Genomic DNA, 18,524 nt, shown 5'->3' with positions numbered 1-18,524 from the left:
TTTATTCGTGCAGCACAAGATCTTTGATCAATTGGACGAGTGCCTCGATATCTTCTCTATCATACACCTGCTCCTGACCCACTGCAATTGACGACTCTTTACAATTCCCCGCATATGCGAGAACGTTCGCCAATCGTTCAATTTTCTCGTCGCCGACCAGCACGATTTTCGGCAAATCGGAATGTTTCCAGCCTTCGACGAGGATCAGGTCGAGGGCAGGCTCCACTCCGTTCAACTGCTGCAAAAACTGCTCCAGCGGCGGCTCCGACTCGTAGTGCTGGCGCAGCACCGCTTGCCTTGGCGTTGCGAGCAAGGTGACGTCCGCCCCGGCCTGGCGGTGCTGCCAGGTGTCGGTGTGCGGGGTGTCCCCGGCGATGTCGTGTCCGCCCCCTTCGTGCTTGAGCGTGCCGACGCGCAGGCCATCCGCTTTGAAGGCGGCGGTGAGGCGGGCGATGAGCGTGGTTTTGCCGGTGTTTTTGTAGCCGACGACCGCCACCGCTTTCATCGGGACAAGGCCCCTTCCTGCAACAGGTAGACGTCGACGAGGCTGCCATTTGGCGCTTCTTCGCGCGCCGGGATGCGCACCAGTCCTTGAATGCCGACAAGCGAGGTGAGGATCGCTGCCTTTTGCCCTTTTCCTGCGCGGGCGACAAGTTGTCCGTCCAGAGAGACCAGCTCAGCCCGCAGGAAGCGGTCGAGGCCGATCACTTTGGCCGAGCCTGCGCTGTCCAGCACCGCTTTGACAGGGCGGGGCAGCACTTGGCTCAACCCGGCCAGTTTGCGCAGGACAGGCACGACCAGCATGACAAAATTGACATAGGCAGCCGCCGGGTTGCCCGACAAGCCAAAGACGGGAGTTCCGGCGATCTCAGCAAAGGTGACCGGGGTGCCGGGGCGCATCGTGACTTTCCAAAACACCACTTCGCCGCCCGCCTGCACGTACGCGTCGCGCATCACGTCATAGTCGCCGACCGAGACACCGCCGGTGGTCAGGACGAGGTCGCATTCGGCGGCCATCTGTTTGACCCGCGCTGCGATCTCTTCCAGTTCGTCGCCGACCTGTCCGTACAAGACCGGTTCACCGCCCAGATCGCGCACCAGCGCCGCCAGCATCGGGCCGTTGCTGTCCCGGATCTGGCCAGGCAGCAGTTCCCCGCTCAACGGGCGCACTTCGCTGCCCGAGACGAGGATGCCGACGCGAGGTCGCCGATAGACAGGCACCATCGCCTCTCCGTTCGTCGCCAGCAAGGCAGTTTCAGCAGCGCCGATTCGCGTCCCCGCTTCCAAGAGCATAGCGCCTTGCGGGGCATCTTCACCCTGCACAGAAATCGCTTCGCCCGCAGGCACGTCCATCAAAATGCGCACGATTGCATGCTGGCACAGACCTTCCGCACCTTCACCGTCAGCACTTTCGGAATTCCGCCCCGCCGGATTGCCGAGCAGCTCCGCAGCCTCTTTCCGCACAATCGCATCCGCTCCAACAGGAATCGGCGCGCCGGTCATGATCTTCGCCGCCTGACCTGCTCCGACCACCCGCTCGGGCACCGTGCCAGCAGGCACTTCTTCCAGCACCTGCAGCTCGACCGGCGCATCGGGCGACGCGCCTTGGATGTCGGCGGCCCGCACCGCATACCCGTCCAGCGCCGAGCGGTCGAACGGCGGAAAAGGCGCCTTCGCCTGCACCGCTGCCGCCAGCACTCGTCCGTACGCATCAAACAGCGGCACCGTCTCCACCGGACAAGCATCGGTTCGCCGAAGCGTCACGTCCCACGCCTCTTCGAGGCGCAAAAACATCTCCATTACAACAGCCCTCCGTGCCCGAGGTGCGCCACCTCTTCCCGGGTGACTTTTTCACCCGCCAGCACGCGCGGCAGCAGAATGTCGAACGACGTGAAATCATCAAAAATCACACAGCCCGGCAGCCCAAAGATCGGCATAGCTTCGCGATACGCCAGCATCATCATCGAGCCCGGCAGCACCGGCATCCCGTACGACACAACTTCGGTCGCCGCCCGCTTGATCGCGCCAGGCGTGCGGTCATCCGGGTCGACCGACATCCCGCCGGTGCAGATCACCATGTCCGCTCCGGCCGCATGGAACGTTTCGATCGCTCCAGCGATATCCTCCACGAGGTCGCCGACGATCTTCTGCTCGATCACCTCCGAGCCGTACCGCTCCAGCTTCTCGCGCACGCGCGGGCCGAACTTATCCTCGATCCGCCCTTTCAGCACTTCCGAACCTGTCGTGACCACACCGACTTTCAACCGGCGAAACGGCTTGATCGCAAAAACAGCCCTGTCAGCGGCAAGAGCTTCCACCCGCGCCACTTTTTCCTCGGCGACAGTCAGCGGAATCGCCCGCAGCCCGGCGATCTTATCCCCCGGCTCCAGCACGGTGTTGTTCTGCTTGGCGACCACGGCGATCTCGTCGATCATGTTGATCGCAAACAGCCGCTCAGCGTCAACTTTCAGCAAGCCCTGCATCTCCGCCTTCAAGACCACTTTGCCTTCATGCGGCTCGTCAAAACGCATCGCAGTGCCGGCCAGCGCATTGCCCATGCGCAGCGCCGCGTCGTCCTCATGCAGTTCCCCGTCGTTAAGCTCCAGGATGTAGATGTGCTCTTTGCCGATATTCAAGAGCGCCGGAATGTCATCGGCGCTGATCACATGCCCTTTTTTGAACAAACGCCCTTTAAACTCCCCCGGCACGATGCGGGTCAAGTCGTGCGCAAGGCGCATCCCGACGGCGTCTTCTACCCGGACTTCCTTTTTCATCACCAAGCGCCTCCCTACTGAATGACCGGCAGTTCCTCCGGCCCTTGATACGGAAACTCAATCATCATCTCCGCGCGGTCTTCCGTCACATAAAACCGGCAGCCGATCTGCTCCTGCATCCAGACCAGCGCATCGCGCGGCACGTCAAAGCCGTCGACGTACATCTGATACTCCGGCAGTTCCGCTTCCGGATCATCCTTTTTCAAATAGATGCGAAACTGGTTCGAAGGCGCACTCGCGTCTTCCAGTATGTAAAACACAAACAGGTCTTCCCGCTCGCCCAGCGCCTTTTTGCCAAACTCGGCAAACGCCCGCACATAGTCGGCGCTCGGGTCGGGCGCGCCGATCACATATTCCTGCCCGTTTTCGGTAGCGCTGACAAAGTCCTGAATAAACTTGTCTCGTGCCGCAAAATCGGCCTTGTTCTCCTGCCCGATCAAGCAGCGGAAATTCCACTCAAACCATGCGCTCGCCCCGCGGTCTCCGCCGTAGCCAAGCGCCAGATGATAACGATCTTCCATGTTCAGCGACCTTCCTTCTTCCATAAAGTGCGCGCCAGTTCATAATCCTGTGGCGTATTCATATTGAGAAAAGGCGACGGGTCATACGCCGCATACCGCTCAATCGGCACATACCCAACCTGTAACTTCGCCAAAAAACCCCGCATCGCATTTTCCCCGTTCTGTAAACAGGATGCCGCAATTTCCCGCACTTGTCCATGATACAGCGCACAGACCGGAAACAAACGCTGCCCTTCCTGCGGCACCACCGCCTGTGTACCTGGCTGTTCGTCGATCAGCTGTGCCAGGTCCTTTAAAATTTCTGCCCGCAAAAAAGGCAGATCACACGCGACCAGACAAGCTTTTTCCGCCGGAGCCAGCCCATTTAATCCGGCATGCAGACCGGCCAGCGGACCTTGACCTGCATATTCGTCAAGGATGGCTCGTACATTTAGTTGTAAGAGCGACTCCAGCTCCGCTTCCTCGCGGGCCACCACCACCACGTCACTGCACACGCTCTGCAATTTCTCCAGCGTATGCAGCACAAGCGGCCGGTCATCAAAAGCCAGCCATTCCTTGCGCCGTCCCATCCGGCTCGACGCTCCGCCGCACAAAAGAATTCCTCGCATTGAATTTACATCCTTAATGTTATTTTTACTTATGTGACTATTCAATAAATATAACCTTAGGCTCTGTTGCAGAGTTCAAGCATATGATACACTACTATCATTAGGGGATATGTATGATTTTTCAACTTTCGCTTTACAACTGCCATGCAAACCCTGGGAAAGGAGTCGTGTTCCGTGACGTTCCTCTTTCGATTCCTTACGAATTATGAAGCGCTTTTGATTACTTTGCGAACGTTTATCACCTCCACATTGCTGCTGTTTGCATGGAACCCATATACGAGCTCCTTTGACGGCATCATGCTCGCGGCGTTTGGCTACTACGTGCTGACAACCGCCGCGATGCTGTTCTGTTACAACAAAGGAGAAGGGCGCTGGAATTTATGGCGCGTATTGCTCTACACCGACCTCGCCGCCGTCTCAGTGATGGTCTACGTTCAAGGCGGCGTGCAAAGCGACATCTACTACGCCTATTACGGGCTGTTGGCGATGGCATCGTTTATGTACAAGTGCAATTTTACTTCAATCTTTGCCTTGCTGACGAACATCGCCTACCTGACTGTGATGATCATCGCACCCGGACCTGCAGCGCCGCGGGAGATCGCGATTCGGATGGTGTTTTTCCTCTTCTTGTCGACGTTGTTCCCGCTGTTGTCGCTCCTCGAGACCCGTCATCAGGAATCCAACACCGTCTCCTCGCGGCTCAATCTGGAAAAAGAGCAGTTGGTGCAGGAGATGGAATCGATCTCGCGCCAAGTGGCCGAGTATACGTTTGACCTGCACAACAAGGCGGTGCTCGACCAGCTGACCGACCTGCACAACCATTCCTATCTCCATTCGCAGCTGATCATCGAAGTGGAGAAAGCGAAGCAGACCGGGCATCCTGTGTCGCTCGTCATGTTTGATATCGACAACTTCAAGCGCGTCAACGATACGTTTGGCCACCTGATCGGCGACGAAGTGCTGCGCATGATCTCCAAGCGCCTGAAAGAAGTCTTAAAAGGCACCTACCACACCCCCTGCCGCGCCGGCGGCGAGGAACTGTCGGTGATCATGCCGGATATGCCGGTCGACGATGCGTTTGTGATGGCCGACTTCCTGCGCCAGGAGATCAACAAAGTGAAGATCCCGCTCGCCAACGGCGAGTTCCTGCGCGTCTCCACTTCGGTCGGCGTCGCCTCCTTCCCGGAGACGAGCCACAACCACCAGCACCTGATCGACTGTGCCGACCAAGCGATGTACGTCGCGAAGACTTCCGGCAAGAACCGCACCTGCCGCTACAACCCGGCATTGGAAGAATCGCATACGGCAGGTTAATATCGCATGCAAGAGAGAGGAGTTCGCTCCTCTCTTTTTTTTATTGGAAAAATCCGTTCCTGTAAAACGATCAATGAATTACGTAAACTAAAGAGTGCTAGAATGAACCATTTTGGGAGAGGACGAAAACAACTTGCATAGACTTCATCGTATGTTCACTCTGTTACTAATGCTTTGCCTGATCGTTCCACTGTTCCCGGTCTCGGCTGCCACTGCGGCTGAACCGTTTGCGGTCATCGGGATCAGCACGTCGTCGAACCGGACAGGCGCCGAGTTCGCCAATGTCACCGTTCCCGTAGGCGGCGTGATTTCGCCGAACTCGACCGGGGTCCTGATCGGTCTTTCCCACGCCGTGACCGATCAAGCCGCGCTGCGTCCCCGCGTCACCGTTCAGGACAGCGCCGGTCAAGATCCGGGGCTGAACGTGAATTTCAGCTACTACAAGACGATTTCCTTAACGCTCGACTCCGGCTTCCTGAAGAAAAACGAAACCTACACCGTGACGATCAAAGGCGACCCCAAGCCGGTCCTCGAAGGCGGTGTGGCCATTCCGAGCGATGTGGTCGTCACGTTTAAAACGGACGATGCGCCGTATTACAAAATGGAGTATCTGCAAAACGCAACCTATCCGACCCTGCCGAGCATGACCGTCCTGCCGTTTGAAGCGGAAGCCGGCTCGTTCGTGTTCCAAATTCTCACCGAATGGCAGAACAGCCGCGAATGGACGCGCAGCGTGAAAGCGGTACTCACCGACGAAGCGACCGGGGAGACGGTTGCGGACGCAACATATCAGCAAGGCGGCGTCTACAAACTGAACCTGCCGCACAGCGGACGCTATGTGCTGACGGTCGCCGTCGCCAGCACCGACATGGAAGGCGGCGTGGCGGTCAACATCGGGGCCAATGAGCTGAAGTTGGACGACACCTACATCCCCCGCCTGACCACGTCGCTCGGGAAGCACTTCCAGCTCTTTGACAAAGCCCGCGACATCACCGCACTGATCAAACCTGATGCAGGCGTGAAACAACTGCATGTCTACATCGATGAAGAGCCGTACATGGAGAACATTCTGAACGCCGACCGCTCCATGAAGAAAGTGGTGATCGACCCGGCGAAGCTGAAAGACGGTCTGCACACGCTGACCATCGCCGCAGAAAGCAAAACGTCGAACAACGTCGGCGGCTCCGTGCTTGGTTTCTACTCCGAAGGGCATCAGACCTTTACAGACATGCCGCGCAAGCACTGGGCGTCGCGTCAGGTGGAGATGTTGAACATGATCGGCGCGATCAACGGCCGCACCGCGACGACGTTTGTGCCGGATGCGAAAGTCACCCGTGAAGAATTTGCCACGATGGCAGCCAAGACGCTGGGCATCACCGCGACCCGCCCGTCCCCGTTCTACGATGTCGGGCCGAAACGCTGGGCCAAACCGTACATCGCAGCGATGGCGGAGCAAGGCTGGCTCGTCGGTGAAAAAGTTGGCTCCTACATGTACTTCTACCCGGACCGCAACATCTCCCGCGCTGAGGCGGCGACGATCCTCGGCCGCATCCATGAGATCGCGAATTCGAGTGCGAACTGGAGCTATTACCAGAGCTACAGCGACTTCAACACCGTCCCGGCCTGGGCACAGCCTTCCGTCGCCATCCTCACCTACAACAAATGGCTGAGCGGGCAAGGCGACGGCAAGTTCCATCCGAACGACAACCTCTCCCGCGCGGAAGCTGCAGCGATGCTGTACAAGTTCTTGCCGTTCTAAGCAGGCGATGTCCGGCGCCAGACGCCCTTTTCGGTAACCAGCGCGTCGAGCAGCGTATCATGCGGCTCCAGCGGGACTGACTCTACCACCTGCATTTCATAGGCGACCGCAATTTTCGGCACCTCGGGGCGGAGCTTGGGCAGGAAGCGGTCATAATAGCCGCCGCCATACCCAAGCCTGCCCCCTTTGCGGTCAAAACCAACGCCGGGCAAAATCACGAGGTCGATCTGCTCGATGGAGACTTCCAGCTCCGGCAGATGCAGCGGTTCGCGGATGCCGTACGCGCCTTCACGCAGGTCGGCAAGCGACGTGATGCGCACCGGGATCATCTTGCGCTCCTCTTTAAAAGTGACCGGAGCAACGGGCGTTTTTCCGTGCGTCAGGCAATACTCGATCATGCCGTCCGACTCCACTTCGCCGCGAAAATCGAGATACAGCAAAATCGTTTGCGCCGCCTGCACTTCGGGCAGTTCGGTCAGGCGCGCCAAAATCGCCGCATCAAGCGGAGCGCGATCATCCCGGCTCAGATTTTGCCGCTGCGTGAGCAAGTGCTTGCGCAGTTCTTTTTTGTCCATCGGCAATCCCTCCTTTTGCAACTAAGTGTACCCGAAAATGACTGGAAAAAGGAGGTTGCTTCATGAGCTTCACACGACGATCCAAACTACCGTTGCTGCTTGCGCTGAGCCTGATTGTAACTCTGATCTTCCCTTCCTTCACCGCCATGGCGGAAGAAGGCAACGGCGAACTGATGCTGGACGGGCTGGCCTATACGCTGCATCCGGCGCTTTCACTCGAGGAAACGCTGGTGAGAGTCCCGGACGTAGCGGTGATTCCCCGCACGTTTGGCACGTATTATCTGCTGTTTAATGATGTTCCGACCGTGGAGAGCCTACAAGGTGCCGTGCACGTTACGAACAGCGCCGGCGCGGATGTGACGTCGCTGTTCCACATCTATCCGGATTCCTCGCGCCGCGCGCTTGCAATCGAGCGGTTGCAGCGGCTGAAGCGAAACGAGCTGTACACCGTCACCTTGAAGGGCGGAGCTGACGGGCTGGTCAGCTCGTGGGGCTTTCCGCTGCCAAACGATCTGACCGTGAATTTTCGCACGGACGGGCAATATTTGTTTAACGAGGCCTACTTCACATCGTACCAAGGCTGGATTCCTGACCTGACCGAGTTTCCTTTTTCTGCTGGAGCTGGCACCGGTGAATTGGTCGCGTCCGGCTTAGGCCAAGACGGACAGGTCAAACTGGTGATTCGCGATGCCGACACCAAGGAGATCGTGTCGGAAGGAACCCAAACCATGCCGTTGTCCCCGATCCGCTTTACACTGCCCCAAGATGGCATCTATCTGGCTGCGATCACGCATACGTATCAGCAATGGGACATGCAGTATGGCTTCAAGATTCAAGCTGCGGAGTTGGACATCCCGAGCCGGGATTTCCCGGAAGTGTATTTCCGCAATCGCAATTTAAACTTCATCTCTGATCGGATGAATTTGCTGGACTATGTCACCTATGAAGGCGACTGGAGCGATGTGGAGTACATGCAGGTGTGGCTGGACGGCAAAAAGATTGTCGACAACCTGGCCGCGCCAACCGGCCTGATGCCGTATGTGCTGGATTCACGCGAGCTGTCTGACGGCACGCACAAACTGCATGTGGTGACAAAAACCAAGTCGTCGCCTAACATCGGCACATCGATGCTGGAGTTCCTGTCGACATACAAGCTGAAATTTACCGATGTCGCTCTGAACTACTTCGGCTACCACGCGATCCGCAACATGACGCGCAAACAGCTGTTGTCCGGCACATCGGTCACGACGTTCGAGCCGGATCGTGACGTGTCACGCAAGGAATTTGCGACGATGCTGCATCAAGCGTTTGACGTGACCCCGGAGCCGGAGGGCGAGTTCCCGTTTGCCGATGTAAAGGCGGACGACTGGTCGCGCCCGTTCATCGCTGACCTCGCCGCCCTAGACTGGGTGAGCGGCGAAGTGCAGGCTGGCGAACGCGTCTTCCTCCCGGAGCGCAGCATCACCCGCGCCGAAGCGCTGGCGATGATCGGCCGGGCGCTGCAGATCGACCCGAACGCCTATGTGGAAGCGCCCGCGTTCCAAGACTGGAAGTCGGTGCCGGACTGGGCACGCGCTTCCATCGCTAGCCTGACCCGCGACGGCTGCGTGCACGGCTTCCCCGACAACACGTTCCGGCCGCAGCAGAACTTGTCACGCGGCGAAGCGGCAGTGATTTTGAATCAGTTTGTAAAGAAATAGGAAAAAGCTGACGGATGCGGTATGCAGCCGTCAGCTTTTTCTGCTTTATGAACAGTCAAACCATATTCTCAATCTTTATCATTACGCCAATCATATTTGTCTTTTCTTACATCTAACTCATGCCCGTTAATCAGCACAGTATATTCGTCCTTCCATACCGCTTTTACATTTTCGGTTCGGTATTCCCAATAAATATTCTCTCTTTCTTTCGTTTTATTGATCACGAGTTCACCCCTAACACTAAAATCAGTTGTAGCTCCACCATTTACTAAGTAAAAGTCTATCGTATATGTCTTATTAGGTGAACTTGATTGAGTCAGGAATTCTCCTACTGGAAGCCTATCCATCGAATAGAAAAAATAGTATACAGCAAACGCAAGGATCCCTAAAACAAGAATGAGAAACGAACTACAGCCGATTAGGACCTTTTTTTTCAAGTTTGTTATGCCTCCTTCCGTTTTATGCAGATAATTAATATTAACACATTGAAGAAAATTTGGAAAACTTTACTTTTTCATATTCCATTTTTTAGAAACCAATGATAACGTAGGTGTATTACAAATGAAAAGGAGTTTTGAAATGAAAACAAAGAACCTCTTACTAACAGCGCTTGCAGTTTCTTCAATTTTCACATTCAGTACAAACAGCTCATTCGCAGCAACAAATTCAACGACTACACCGGAAGTGGAACTTCCCATTGGCGAAGACTTAACGTACAGCTTCACGACCACCATGCGTAAAAATGCCGCCTACATGGCATATTACGCAATGAATGAACAAGACTATCAGCAAACATACCCGATTGCAACAGGCAAAGAATTTGCAAGCAAGGTTAGAACGGGTGGCGTGTGGGACTATAAACAATACTACGGCAGTACAGTTCAATACCTTTACAACGGTCTCTACGTGACTGGTGCGGATGTAGGCAACATGCATTACGGTTTTGTAGGTAGAGGTGCCGGCTTTTCTGACACTTTGTTAAAAACGGCCGCCGGTGCCTACCAGATTTACTCTGGTACATCGTATATCGGTTGGTACTCAAGTTATTTTGATGACCCGCGAGACCAGTACTGGATCAACTATGGTATCAGCATGTATAACAATAACAGTTGGCCGAGAAGCATCGCGTACAGTAGTTCTCAAATCGATACTTCGCTGTTCCAACTTTTGAGTAAACAAGAGAAAAATGAAATTAGATTCAAGGTGAAAAGTGATGTTGACAAATTAAAGGAAAGACCCAACAAAAACCAATAGTTCGTCTTATCGATAAAGCCAACCTCTATAATCTATGAGGATTGGCTTTATGTTACTACTGCCCTATAATATCCCGTAAATTGACAGGCTCTGCTGTCCAAGAATTGACGAAAAAAAAGATGACCGCGTGAGCGATGTTAAACCTGAAAGAAAAGGCTGTAGAATGTCTCTTGTGGTGGACTGGAAATAAAAAAACATCCGGGACGCTTCTGTCGAAGTTTGTTGTGTGACCAGCAAACTTGAGAGAAGCGTTTCAGATGCATTCCCAGTCTATCATTATCGAACATGAGACATGATTTTCCAGAGTTCTCCGTGCTAGGAACCGTCACGGATCGCAATAATGTTTTGATTGTTCTTGTCAAGGCGATAAGCCTTCCGACTTGTCCTGATTGTGGCCGGTGGAGGTATCGCTACATGATCGACGCAAACAATTGATTGAAGATCGACCGGTTCGAGATCAACGTGCCTTTTAACTCTGCGAGAAAAGGAGATTCCGCTGCGCTCGTTGCAGAGTTCTGTTCTCTGAGCAGTTATCCATCGCTGGCGAGGTATGGTCGTTGTACAGAATGGCAGCGTGGTTGTTTAAGCTCTGCCGCACCCGTTCCATTGCTCAGGTCGCTGCTGAGAGCGGCTGGTCTTGTCCAAGATTAAATATACGAACGGTTTTTACTGAAGGCACCAATACAAAAATCAAGCTTCTGAAACGCACCAGGTACGAAATCCCATCGTTTCAGAAGCTCAGAAACCGCATTCTGTCGTATAAGTAAATCCCCCAGCTCGCAAACCTCGATACTGCCTCACATGCCTCACCATAACATTTGTACAAGTGCCCGAAAATTGAGAGCACCTGCTAAAAACAAAAATAACCCAGCCCTGGCTCAACGTAGCGGGAAAGGGTTATTGAGATACAACGCTACCCTAGCTATAGTAGCGGGGGGAAGTTGCAGATTGGTGTATTGTCGTTATCTTCCTCTATTTCTCTTTAGATATCAAGTAACCATCTTCTGTTTCAAAAAACCATTGCAGTAAGGATTGCAACCTGCGGCCAAGTGCCTGATTCTGCTCAAACGTTTGTTCAATTAACAGCAGGTCCCTTTTCCCGGATGAAGTGAATTGGGCTTGCCGTGCGAAAAGATTATCGAAAAGTACGCGCACCGTTCCGGCGGTCAAATCCGGATTTCCCTCCAACTTGGATAACTCGTCTACGGTCAGATTGAGTCGCTTGGCAAACACTTCTTCGCTGTCCTGCAAGGATTCTCGGAGGATGGACAGTATAGGGACAGGGACAACTTCAACACCATTGTGAAAATCGGCAAAGTACCCGGCGGCTTGCAGTAGCAGTTCGAATGGAACTCCGAGCGGTTTTGAAAATTTCTGCAAGATGGCGGGAGAGGGGCCACGTGTGCCGGAAATGTTTCGTTCCAGTGAAGATAGATAAGAGTCGGAGCATCCGGCATATAACGCCAACTGGCGAATGGACATGTCCTTCGCTTGCTTTTCACGTAAGTAAGATCCAAATCTCTTTTCCAAGCTTCTGACACCTTCCTAACTTTTTATGCCTTTGTGTTCTTTTGATTCGGTTTCCCATGAACCGCAAAGAACCACTGGAGCAATGATTCCAACTTTCGGCTCAACTCAAAATCCCGTTCAAATGTTCGTTGCACCAGAAAAAAACATCTCCTTTTCAGATGCTTTAAAAGCCAGATGTTTTGCAAACAAGCTGTTGAAAATCATGCTGACAGTCTCTGCGGTTAATTCTGTGCTGGCCTCCAAGTCCCGCAGTTCTGCAACGGACAGACCAATTCGCTCCGCAAACTGTTCCTGGTCATCAAGCAGAGCGAATCGAAGCAGTGGCAAAAAGGATACCGGCACGGTCTCTACGCCGGAGATGAAATCGTCGTAATGTCCGGCAGCCTTCATCGGCAGCTCATATGGAACATCCAGAGGTTTTGAGAGCTTCTTCAAAAACTTCGGTGTCGGTCCATTCGTTCCGACAATCTGCCGTTCTAATAAGGAAAGATACGAGCCCGAAACACCAGCATAGAGAGCGACTTGTCGGATCGACATCCCCCTTGCAATCCACCTCGTTCGGAGAAATTCTCCAATATGTGTTTCCATTAAAACGTGTCCTCCGCAAAATATTTATGCAAAAGACCAGCAAATGTGAGGCATGTCATGTCCTGAAGCAACTTTTCCGAGTCATAAAACAACAGGTCTGGATAAGACGCAATCTCTCGGTAATACGTCGAGTTCTCAAGTTGCTCAACTCGCCGTACCCAAAAAGTCACACAACCACTCTCCAAGCATTTCTCCATTCGGGAGATGGCGAGAACCGGGCAAAAGAGCAGGCTTTCTTCCATGATCGTATGTGGATGCTCGTCACTTGAATTCTCAAAAGAGACAAGCACGAGTTGCGGAACAAAAGGGGGCGCAGTGCACTCTGACACCCTGCGTTCGAAAAATTCAGTCCATTGGAAAGCAAGAATATCACTCAACCGTTGTGCGACTTCAACGCTTGGTTGGCGGCCTTTCTCGAGTTTCGAGACGTATGAGCGGTGCACCCCGATCAGGTCAGCCAGTTTTTCTTGAGAAAGCCCATACGCTTTTCTCTTCGTTTCCAGCCAGTGAATGGTCAATGATGATCGTCTCCTTTTGGAAGAAGATGTTTTTGCTGCTCGACCAAGATCTGCACCCAGAGCTCCTCCCAGCGAATGATTAACTGCCAGGACTCTTCATCCACACGTTCTTTGATCTCGGATTCCAGTTCGCGAATTTGGCTGAGGATCGCTTGGCACTGTGAGATGTTCTCGAACTGCTCCAGCATGTCCAAAACGGGTGCTGCCATCATGGGAAGAAGAGCCCTTCGATCGATGTGCCAAGCAAATTCGCTAGAGAATACGCAGCGTCCACCGAGGGTATTGAAGTCCCGTATTCAATGCGGAGGTAGTCATGGATTGGCATCTGCAGTAGCTCTGCGACCTCATTCACGGTCAATTGCTTTCGCCAGCGGGCTTCGATCAGGTTACGCCGGCATTTTTCATGGAACGTTGTGTGCATGTACTTCTTAGCGAAGTCGATAAAGCCCATCGTGGTCAGGTCATAAAAAACGGCTTGTTCATCGCTGCCCACATAGAAGATCGGATTGGAAAAAGAGACGAGTTCAAACACGTTTGGTTTGAATGTTGGGCTGATGACCGCAAGTTCCAGATGACCGTCGCAGATGACGTAGGCTTGTGTTTCGGAGATGACGTAAGATGGGAGATAGATCGACTCCTCAGCGTTGTCCGGGTCGGGCAGGTGGATATAGCTGATCTGTTCCTTCTGAAGACGGTTGAGTTCCAAATGTCTCACTCCTTTACAACACAATCCCACGCTGGGCGAGTTGTGTGATCATGTACTTATGCGTGCGCTCCATCCGCTCAAACGCTTCTTGGTGCGCGCCCTTGTCGTTTAAATACTGGCAGATGTCAATCGTGAAAGTTTCCAGCGCTGCAACCATGCTGTGCTTTTCAAAAATCTTGACCGCCTTGTCGAGGTATTCCCTGCCTGATGTCGCATCCTCGCGGTGAAAAGCGCCCAACGACAAGACGCGATATGTATTCCCTAACGCCGGGTCTGAGCCAGTCAGACAGCCTTTTGCTTGTTCAGCAAACGTGCAGGCTTCCTCATAAGCCTGATGTTCGAAGCAGAGAAGCGCGAGGTCGGAGAAGATTTTACCAGCGTTGTTCACATCACCATCGCGTTCCTGCTGGTTCGCAAGGGACACCAGTTGTTGGACAGACGTATGCCAATCGTCCGACCCGCGCTGCAGCAGGATCAAGCGCCGTTGCATCTCGAACCGCTGCTGCTTGTTTGCATGCTCCTCGAAGATCAGAGCAGCTTTGGATGCATACTCTTCTGCCTGCTCATATTTTTTCAAGCAGTCGTACATTTCGGCCAAACGGAGGTACATCGTTCCCCGTTTTTCACCATCGCCCGGGTTAAGCAGCAGTGCTTGCTCATAGTACTTGACGGCCGCTGCAATTTTTCCGACTTGCTCATGCAGTTTCGCCAGTTGCAATAAGGTCTGTACTTGCAAATCCGGGTCCACTGCCTCTTCCCTCTGAAGCACATCCCAAGCCCGCTCCGAATGGAAAAGAGCCATTGGCAAATCCAATGCAAGCACCCCGACCTTCCCCAGATGCAGAAGCGTCACCGCCAGCAACTGGTCATCCTGCTGTGCGCTTGCCAGTTGGTACAATTCATTCAGCAGTTTCTCGGCTTCTTCTGCATTCCCCAATTCAAGATGACAGCGGGCAAGTTCCAGCGTCAAGCTCGACCTTGGAATCCGATGCTGTGAAGCTCTCAACAGGCCATCCAGCAACGGCACCGCCGCTTTAAACTCCCGTGCCCTGACCATGCTCAGCGCCATCTTGTATTGGCTCGCAATCTCCAACTCCAAATGAACACCCTCCAAAAGCTGTTCCAGCGGAACTTCCAGACGCGAGGCGAGTGCTGCTAATACCTTATACGACGGGCGAGCGCGATCCGATTCGACCTGCGAGATCATGCTGGGGGTGATGATCCCTTTGGCTAGCTCGATTTGGGTGAGACCCTTTTTCAAGCGAAGTTCACGCAGGCGTTGCCCAAAAGAGTCGAACATAGTAGGCAGCTTATCAGTTGGCATCGTCATGACCTCCAAATAAAAAAAATCACCACGTAAGAAGAATCTCTTACAATGGTGATTTTAACCAACATAGATCCATTGATAAATGTATACTTTTTGTACCTTCTTTACATCTTACAGGTACATGGTACAAGATGTACTAGTCTGGTAAATTCATAGAGATTAGCTGATTTTGAATTTGTAGAAGATTGGAGCCGTATCAGGTTCCGGTCCAATGTCATGAGCCAAGTACTTTGGAGCCGTATCAGGTTCTGTTCCAATGTCATGGGCTACATTCTTCTTGGTTGCATCAGGCAGGCTAAGAACTATACTTAGACCAATAGCCAAAAAAAGCAACAATGATTTATTCAATATCGCCACTCCTTTTTAACAAATCATATGATCTTTTCAATACCACGAGTGCTTTCTCGATTTGTCCTTGGCGCTGGTAAGAACTTACGGCGAGTTGAAGTGACTCAGCTGCCTCAGCACTCATCCCAATTATACCATACATAGCTGCACTCTTTTCTGAATGGGCCACGCATTCGTCAAGAAGACCGGTTTCTAAACAGTATCTGGCTTTTGACCGATAGTATAAGGCCATCATGTAATTATCTTCGACGTCCATTTTAGATTGCTTGATGGTCGCGTCACGCATGATCAATTCTGCCAGTTCGATATCTGTATGATCGATACACACCATCACAGCCCTCGATAATGTATAGATGGCCATCCCTGTCTGCTCGACTTTCTCAAATTCAGATGCCACTGCAACCAAATCATCGACAGCCTTCCTATAGTCTCGTTTGGATTCGACATGGTAAGCATAATGCTGTTTGACCACATTGGCAGAATAGACTAAGTTAAGACTTTCATATGTCGAACGAGCTAATTTTAATCGTTCAGCATCACCAGTTGCAATCGCCAGGGCAAAAAGTGTATTCGCCATGCCTTTCATATCCGAGACCGAACTGTAGAATGCATATGCTTTCTCTAAATATCGCGATGCCTCTTTCTTGAACCCAAGTTGATTACATGTCAGACCTAAATTTTTGGTCACCCTAGCTGGGATAAGCCCAAAGTGATTCAGGCGGAGGGAAACACGATACCCCTGCTCATAAGCTGAAAAAGCCTTTTCAAAATCCCTGAGTTTGAAAAAGGCGGTTCCCAATTTATTATAGAGATCGCATAGCATCTCGTCTTCAATCGATTGTTGGATCTGTTGTTGTTCGATAAATGGAATCAGGATCGAGCAGGTCACGTCAAACTGACTAAGTTGAATGAGACATTCTGCTCGCAAATAGAGAAGAGATACTCGCTGATGCTCTAATAAGTCAGTGCTTCTTTCCAGCTCTTGAATCAGTATAAGAGCATGAGAATGATCTGTCCTTTCAAGGTGTACTCGTACCAATTCAATTTGAAATGCAACGTCCATCTGTTTTTCTTGCATCCCCATTATTTCGCGGAGAGGTACGCTTAATTTTTCCGCAAGTTTCCCAAGCGTCTCTGCTGAAGGATACTTCCGGTCACACTCGATTTGGCTGATGACAGAAGTCGAGCAAATCCCTTCTGCGAGCTCAGCTTGTGAAAACCCTTTATCCGTTCGGATTATCTTAAACCGTTGTCCAATTGTCGTGTCGTTGAAGTCAACTAACAAATTTCACACCTGCTCGTCATGGATTATTAAAGTGTTCTGTTAAAATTATACCGAGAGGGTTGTTTGCTGTAAATATCTTTGGAGTTAAAAATAGTCAACTCTTGTTGATAGGTGAGTATTGGCTATTTACCCATGTGCTGGGGGGAATTCTGGGTGCAGATCTTGGTCGCGCAGCAAAAACGCCTATTTCAAGAAGGAGACGATCATCATTGAGTTGACTGGCTGCAAACCGAAGAGAAAAGCCCGCGGACTTTCTTAAGATAAATTAGCTGACCTGATCAACGGTTGGGGGACATCTTCGGGTTTCGATGGATTGAATTTTTCGAACACCCGGTTTTGAGCAAATTCCGTCCCCTTTTGCTCCGCAAATCGTGCTTTTCTCGTTTGAGGACTTGCTATAATGGAAGAGGTATAGAAGAACGGCACCAATTTTGCAAAAAAAGGGGCGTGATTATGCTGAAGCGCAAAGTTATGCTCGTACCGAAACAAACGGGACAAACCCTCCGAGTATCTGTGGGTGCAAAACAGTCGAGCAATATCGATCCGTCCGGAGTTCTTGCAGTTCCTCCCACAGATTCAAAAGAGGAAATTAAAGAAGCTATGTCTAAGTTCATTCAGCAATATAAAAATGGCGAGATCAAGATCTCTTACCCATGAGACCTCCGTATTCGGTGGTCTTTTTAGTTCGAAGAAAGGCCACAATGCCGCTTATACGCGGTCATTGTGGCCTTTCATTTGTTCATAGCCATCACTTCTCCCGCGGATACCAGCGCAGTTTCACAAACAGCCACGGCACAGCCAGGGTCGCGGTCACTCCGATCAGCAGGTAGCGCACGAGATCCCACGGCGCGTCGGTTGGGAGCACTTCTTTGAGCAGGGCGCGCAGGCCAAACACGATCGCGATGGCGACGGCGGTTGGCAGGATGCGCTTCCAGATCGACTCCGGCAGCGCCATGCGCAGCGTGTGTGATTCCAGCACATAGCCGCTCCAGCATCCGAGCAAAAAGCCGATCATCTTGCGCCCGTCCGGCTCATGGTAGACAAACAGGAGCAACAGCGGCAGCACGATGCCCAAGGTCAATTTTACGCCAAACGACAGCGGTCGCTCCATCAGCCGACCGTCCACCCAGACGATGCCCGCCACAAACACGAGGCCAAACAGCAGCCCGGCCGCCACGTCGATCGGCCAGTGGACGCCGAGATAGAGGCGGGACAGCATGATGAGTAACATCATCACCCCGGCCAGCGCGAAAAACCACGGCTTTTTGACCTGTGTGGCCAGATAGCCCCAGTATGTCGCCGAGCCTTGGGCGTGACCGCTGGGAAAGGACATGCTGGGCGCAGACTCCGTATACAAGCTGCGAATCCCGTCCACCCCGATCGGGCGTGGCGCGTTGAAAAAGAACTTCAGCGCATAGTTCACAAACGTCGACAAGGACAGCACGATCGCCAGCCGGACGCCAACACGTTTGGAAATCAAATAATAGATCAGCGGCACCGTCGCCACGTAGAACTCTTCATCTCCCACAAAGGAAAACGCGATCATCAGCGTATCCAGCCATGATGCCGCAAAGCCTTGGATCCAGATCAGGATGTCTTTTTGCAAGTTGGCAGCCCCCTTATCGTCTCATATATATGTTTCACGGGACGAGTTGAGAAATCCTTTTCAGATCGGGGCGGCTGGGGTACACTTAGAGGATAATTCCAGAGAGATTTC

General features: G+C 52.6%; 21 protein-coding genes. 5 read left to right on the top strand and 16 right to left on the bottom strand.

Features of this window, described 5'->3' with window-relative positions; genetic code table 11:
• Position 1: 1 nt before the first annotated feature.
• From mobB to mobA, 5 genes are read right to left on the bottom strand one after another with little or no spacing between them, the layout of a single operon-like run.
• Entirely contained in the window at positions 2–505 is a 504-nt protein-coding gene (gene mobB, locus CBW65_RS08990) for a molybdopterin-guanine dinucleotide biosynthesis protein B (protein WP_087456533.1), read from the bottom strand.
• A complete protein-coding gene (locus CBW65_RS08985; RefSeq protein WP_087456532.1) occupies positions 502–1,800 on the bottom strand; it encodes a molybdopterin molybdotransferase MoeA in 1,299 nt (432 codons plus the stop codon). The genes mobB and CBW65_RS08985 overlap by 4 nt, the downstream gene beginning before the upstream one ends.
• A complete protein-coding gene (locus CBW65_RS08980) occupies positions 1,800–2,774 on the bottom strand; it encodes a molybdopterin-binding protein (protein WP_198299791.1) in 975 nt (324 codons plus the stop codon). Before CBW65_RS08980 ends, CBW65_RS08985 begins: the two co-directional genes overlap by 1 nt.
• A 14-nt stretch (positions 2,775–2,788) precedes the next feature.
• On the bottom strand, positions 2,789–3,295 hold the full coding sequence (locus CBW65_RS08975) for a hypothetical protein (RefSeq protein ID WP_087456530.1): 507 nt from the start codon (positions 3,293–3,295) through the stop codon (positions 2,789–2,791).
• Positions 3,296–3,297: 2 nt separating this feature from the next.
• Complete coding sequence (gene mobA / locus CBW65_RS08970) at positions 3,298–3,903, bottom strand: molybdenum cofactor guanylyltransferase (RefSeq protein WP_087456529.1); 606 nt, start codon at positions 3,901–3,903, stop codon at positions 3,298–3,300.
• A gap of 174 nt (positions 3,904–4,077) precedes the next feature.
• Between mobA and CBW65_RS08965 the strand changes: the two genes are divergently transcribed.
• Positions 4,078–5,217 carry a GGDEF domain-containing protein gene (locus tag CBW65_RS08965; protein ID WP_157721849.1) on the top strand — a complete coding sequence of 380 codons (1,140 nt, stop codon included), beginning with the start codon at positions 4,078–4,080 and terminating at the stop codon, positions 5,215–5,217.
• Between the two features lie 133 nt (positions 5,218–5,350).
• The gene (locus tag CBW65_RS08960) at positions 5,351–6,976 is read left to right on the top strand and encodes an S-layer homology domain-containing protein (RefSeq protein WP_157721848.1); all 1,626 of its coding nucleotides are present in this window, start codon (positions 5,351–5,353) and stop codon (positions 6,974–6,976) included.
• On the opposite strand, the gene CBW65_RS08955 is transcribed toward CBW65_RS08960, so the two are convergent.
• The gene (locus tag CBW65_RS08955) at positions 6,973–7,551 is read right to left on the bottom strand and encodes a 5-formyltetrahydrofolate cyclo-ligase (RefSeq protein WP_087456526.1); all 579 of its coding nucleotides are present in this window, start codon (positions 7,549–7,551) and stop codon (positions 6,973–6,975) included. The genes CBW65_RS08960 and CBW65_RS08955 overlap by 4 nt on opposite strands.
• Before the next feature lie 62 nt (positions 7,552–7,613).
• On the opposite strand from CBW65_RS08955, the gene CBW65_RS08950 reads away from it, so the two are divergent.
• Complete coding sequence (locus CBW65_RS08950) at positions 7,614–9,251, top strand: S-layer homology domain-containing protein (RefSeq protein WP_087456525.1); 1,638 nt, start codon at positions 7,614–7,616, stop codon at positions 9,249–9,251.
• A 68-nt stretch (positions 9,252–9,319) separates the two neighbouring features.
• Here the strand turns inward: CBW65_RS08950 and CBW65_RS08945 are convergent, their stop codons facing one another.
• Positions 9,320–9,688, bottom strand: coding sequence for a DUF5412 domain-containing protein (locus CBW65_RS08945; protein WP_087456524.1), 369 nt, complete (start codon positions 9,686–9,688; stop codon positions 9,320–9,322).
• Between the two features lie 142 nt (positions 9,689–9,830).
• Here CBW65_RS08945 and CBW65_RS08940 point away from each other — a divergent pair, with 142 nt between their 5' ends.
• Positions 9,831–10,505 (top strand): polymorphic toxin type 44 domain-containing protein, encoded by a 675-nt coding sequence (locus CBW65_RS08940; RefSeq protein ID WP_087456523.1) that lies wholly within the window; start codon positions 9,831–9,833, stop codon positions 10,503–10,505.
• A 972-nt stretch (positions 10,506–11,477) separates the two neighbouring features.
• On the opposite strand, the gene CBW65_RS08935 is transcribed toward CBW65_RS08940, so the two are convergent.
• The 8 genes from CBW65_RS08935 to CBW65_RS08900 form a co-directional block, all read right to left on the bottom strand.
• Positions 11,478–12,035: a helix-turn-helix domain-containing protein gene (locus CBW65_RS08935; RefSeq protein WP_087456522.1), complete on the bottom strand. Its 558-nt coding sequence runs from the start codon at positions 12,033–12,035 to the stop codon at positions 11,478–11,480.
• Between the two features lie 117 nt (positions 12,036–12,152).
• Positions 12,153–12,572: a helix-turn-helix domain-containing protein gene (locus CBW65_RS08930; protein WP_157721847.1), complete on the bottom strand. Its 420-nt coding sequence runs from the start codon at positions 12,570–12,572 to the stop codon at positions 12,153–12,155.
• Between the two features lie 50 nt (positions 12,573–12,622).
• A complete protein-coding gene (locus CBW65_RS08925; RefSeq protein WP_157721846.1) occupies positions 12,623–13,141 on the bottom strand; it encodes a helix-turn-helix transcriptional regulator in 519 nt (172 codons plus the stop codon).
• Positions 13,138–13,353 carry a hypothetical protein gene (locus CBW65_RS08920; RefSeq protein WP_087456519.1) on the bottom strand — a complete coding sequence of 72 codons (216 nt, stop codon included), beginning with the start codon at positions 13,351–13,353 and terminating at the stop codon, positions 13,138–13,140. Before CBW65_RS08920 ends, CBW65_RS08925 begins: the two co-directional genes overlap by 4 nt.
• Positions 13,350–13,847 carry a helix-turn-helix transcriptional regulator gene (locus tag CBW65_RS08915; protein ID WP_087456518.1) on the bottom strand — a complete coding sequence of 166 codons (498 nt, stop codon included), beginning with the start codon at positions 13,845–13,847 and terminating at the stop codon, positions 13,350–13,352. Before CBW65_RS08915 ends, CBW65_RS08920 begins: the two co-directional genes overlap by 4 nt.
• Positions 13,848–13,860: 13 nt before the next feature.
• Entirely contained in the window at positions 13,861–15,171 is a 1,311-nt protein-coding gene (locus CBW65_RS08910; RefSeq protein WP_198299790.1) for a helix-turn-helix domain-containing protein, read from the bottom strand.
• A gap of 162 nt (positions 15,172–15,333) precedes the next feature.
• The gene (locus CBW65_RS08905) at positions 15,334–15,522 is read right to left on the bottom strand and encodes a hypothetical protein (protein ID WP_087456516.1); all 189 of its coding nucleotides are present in this window, start codon (positions 15,520–15,522) and stop codon (positions 15,334–15,336) included.
• Positions 15,515–16,807, bottom strand: coding sequence for a helix-turn-helix transcriptional regulator (locus CBW65_RS08900; RefSeq protein WP_087456515.1), 1,293 nt, complete (start codon positions 16,805–16,807; stop codon positions 15,515–15,517). Before CBW65_RS08900 ends, CBW65_RS08905 begins: the two co-directional genes overlap by 8 nt.
• A 453-nt stretch (positions 16,808–17,260) precedes the next feature.
• Between CBW65_RS08900 and CBW65_RS08895 the strand changes: the two genes are divergently transcribed.
• Positions 17,261–17,464 carry a hypothetical protein gene (locus CBW65_RS08895; protein ID WP_087456514.1) on the top strand — a complete coding sequence of 68 codons (204 nt, stop codon included), beginning with the start codon at positions 17,261–17,263 and terminating at the stop codon, positions 17,462–17,464.
• Between the two features lie 91 nt (positions 17,465–17,555).
• On the opposite strand, the gene CBW65_RS08890 is transcribed toward CBW65_RS08895, so the two are convergent.
• Entirely contained in the window at positions 17,556–18,413 is an 858-nt protein-coding gene (locus CBW65_RS08890) for a phosphatase PAP2 family protein (RefSeq protein ID WP_087456513.1), read from the bottom strand.
• Between the last annotated feature and the right edge of the window lie 111 nt (positions 18,414–18,524).

The sequence above is a fragment of the Tumebacillus avium genome (assembly GCF_002162355.1).
In the GTDB taxonomy this organism is placed as follows: Bacteria; Bacillota; Bacilli; order Tumebacillales; family Tumebacillaceae; genus Tumebacillus_A; species Tumebacillus_A avium.
This window is presented reverse-complemented; position numbering and strand designations above follow the sequence as displayed.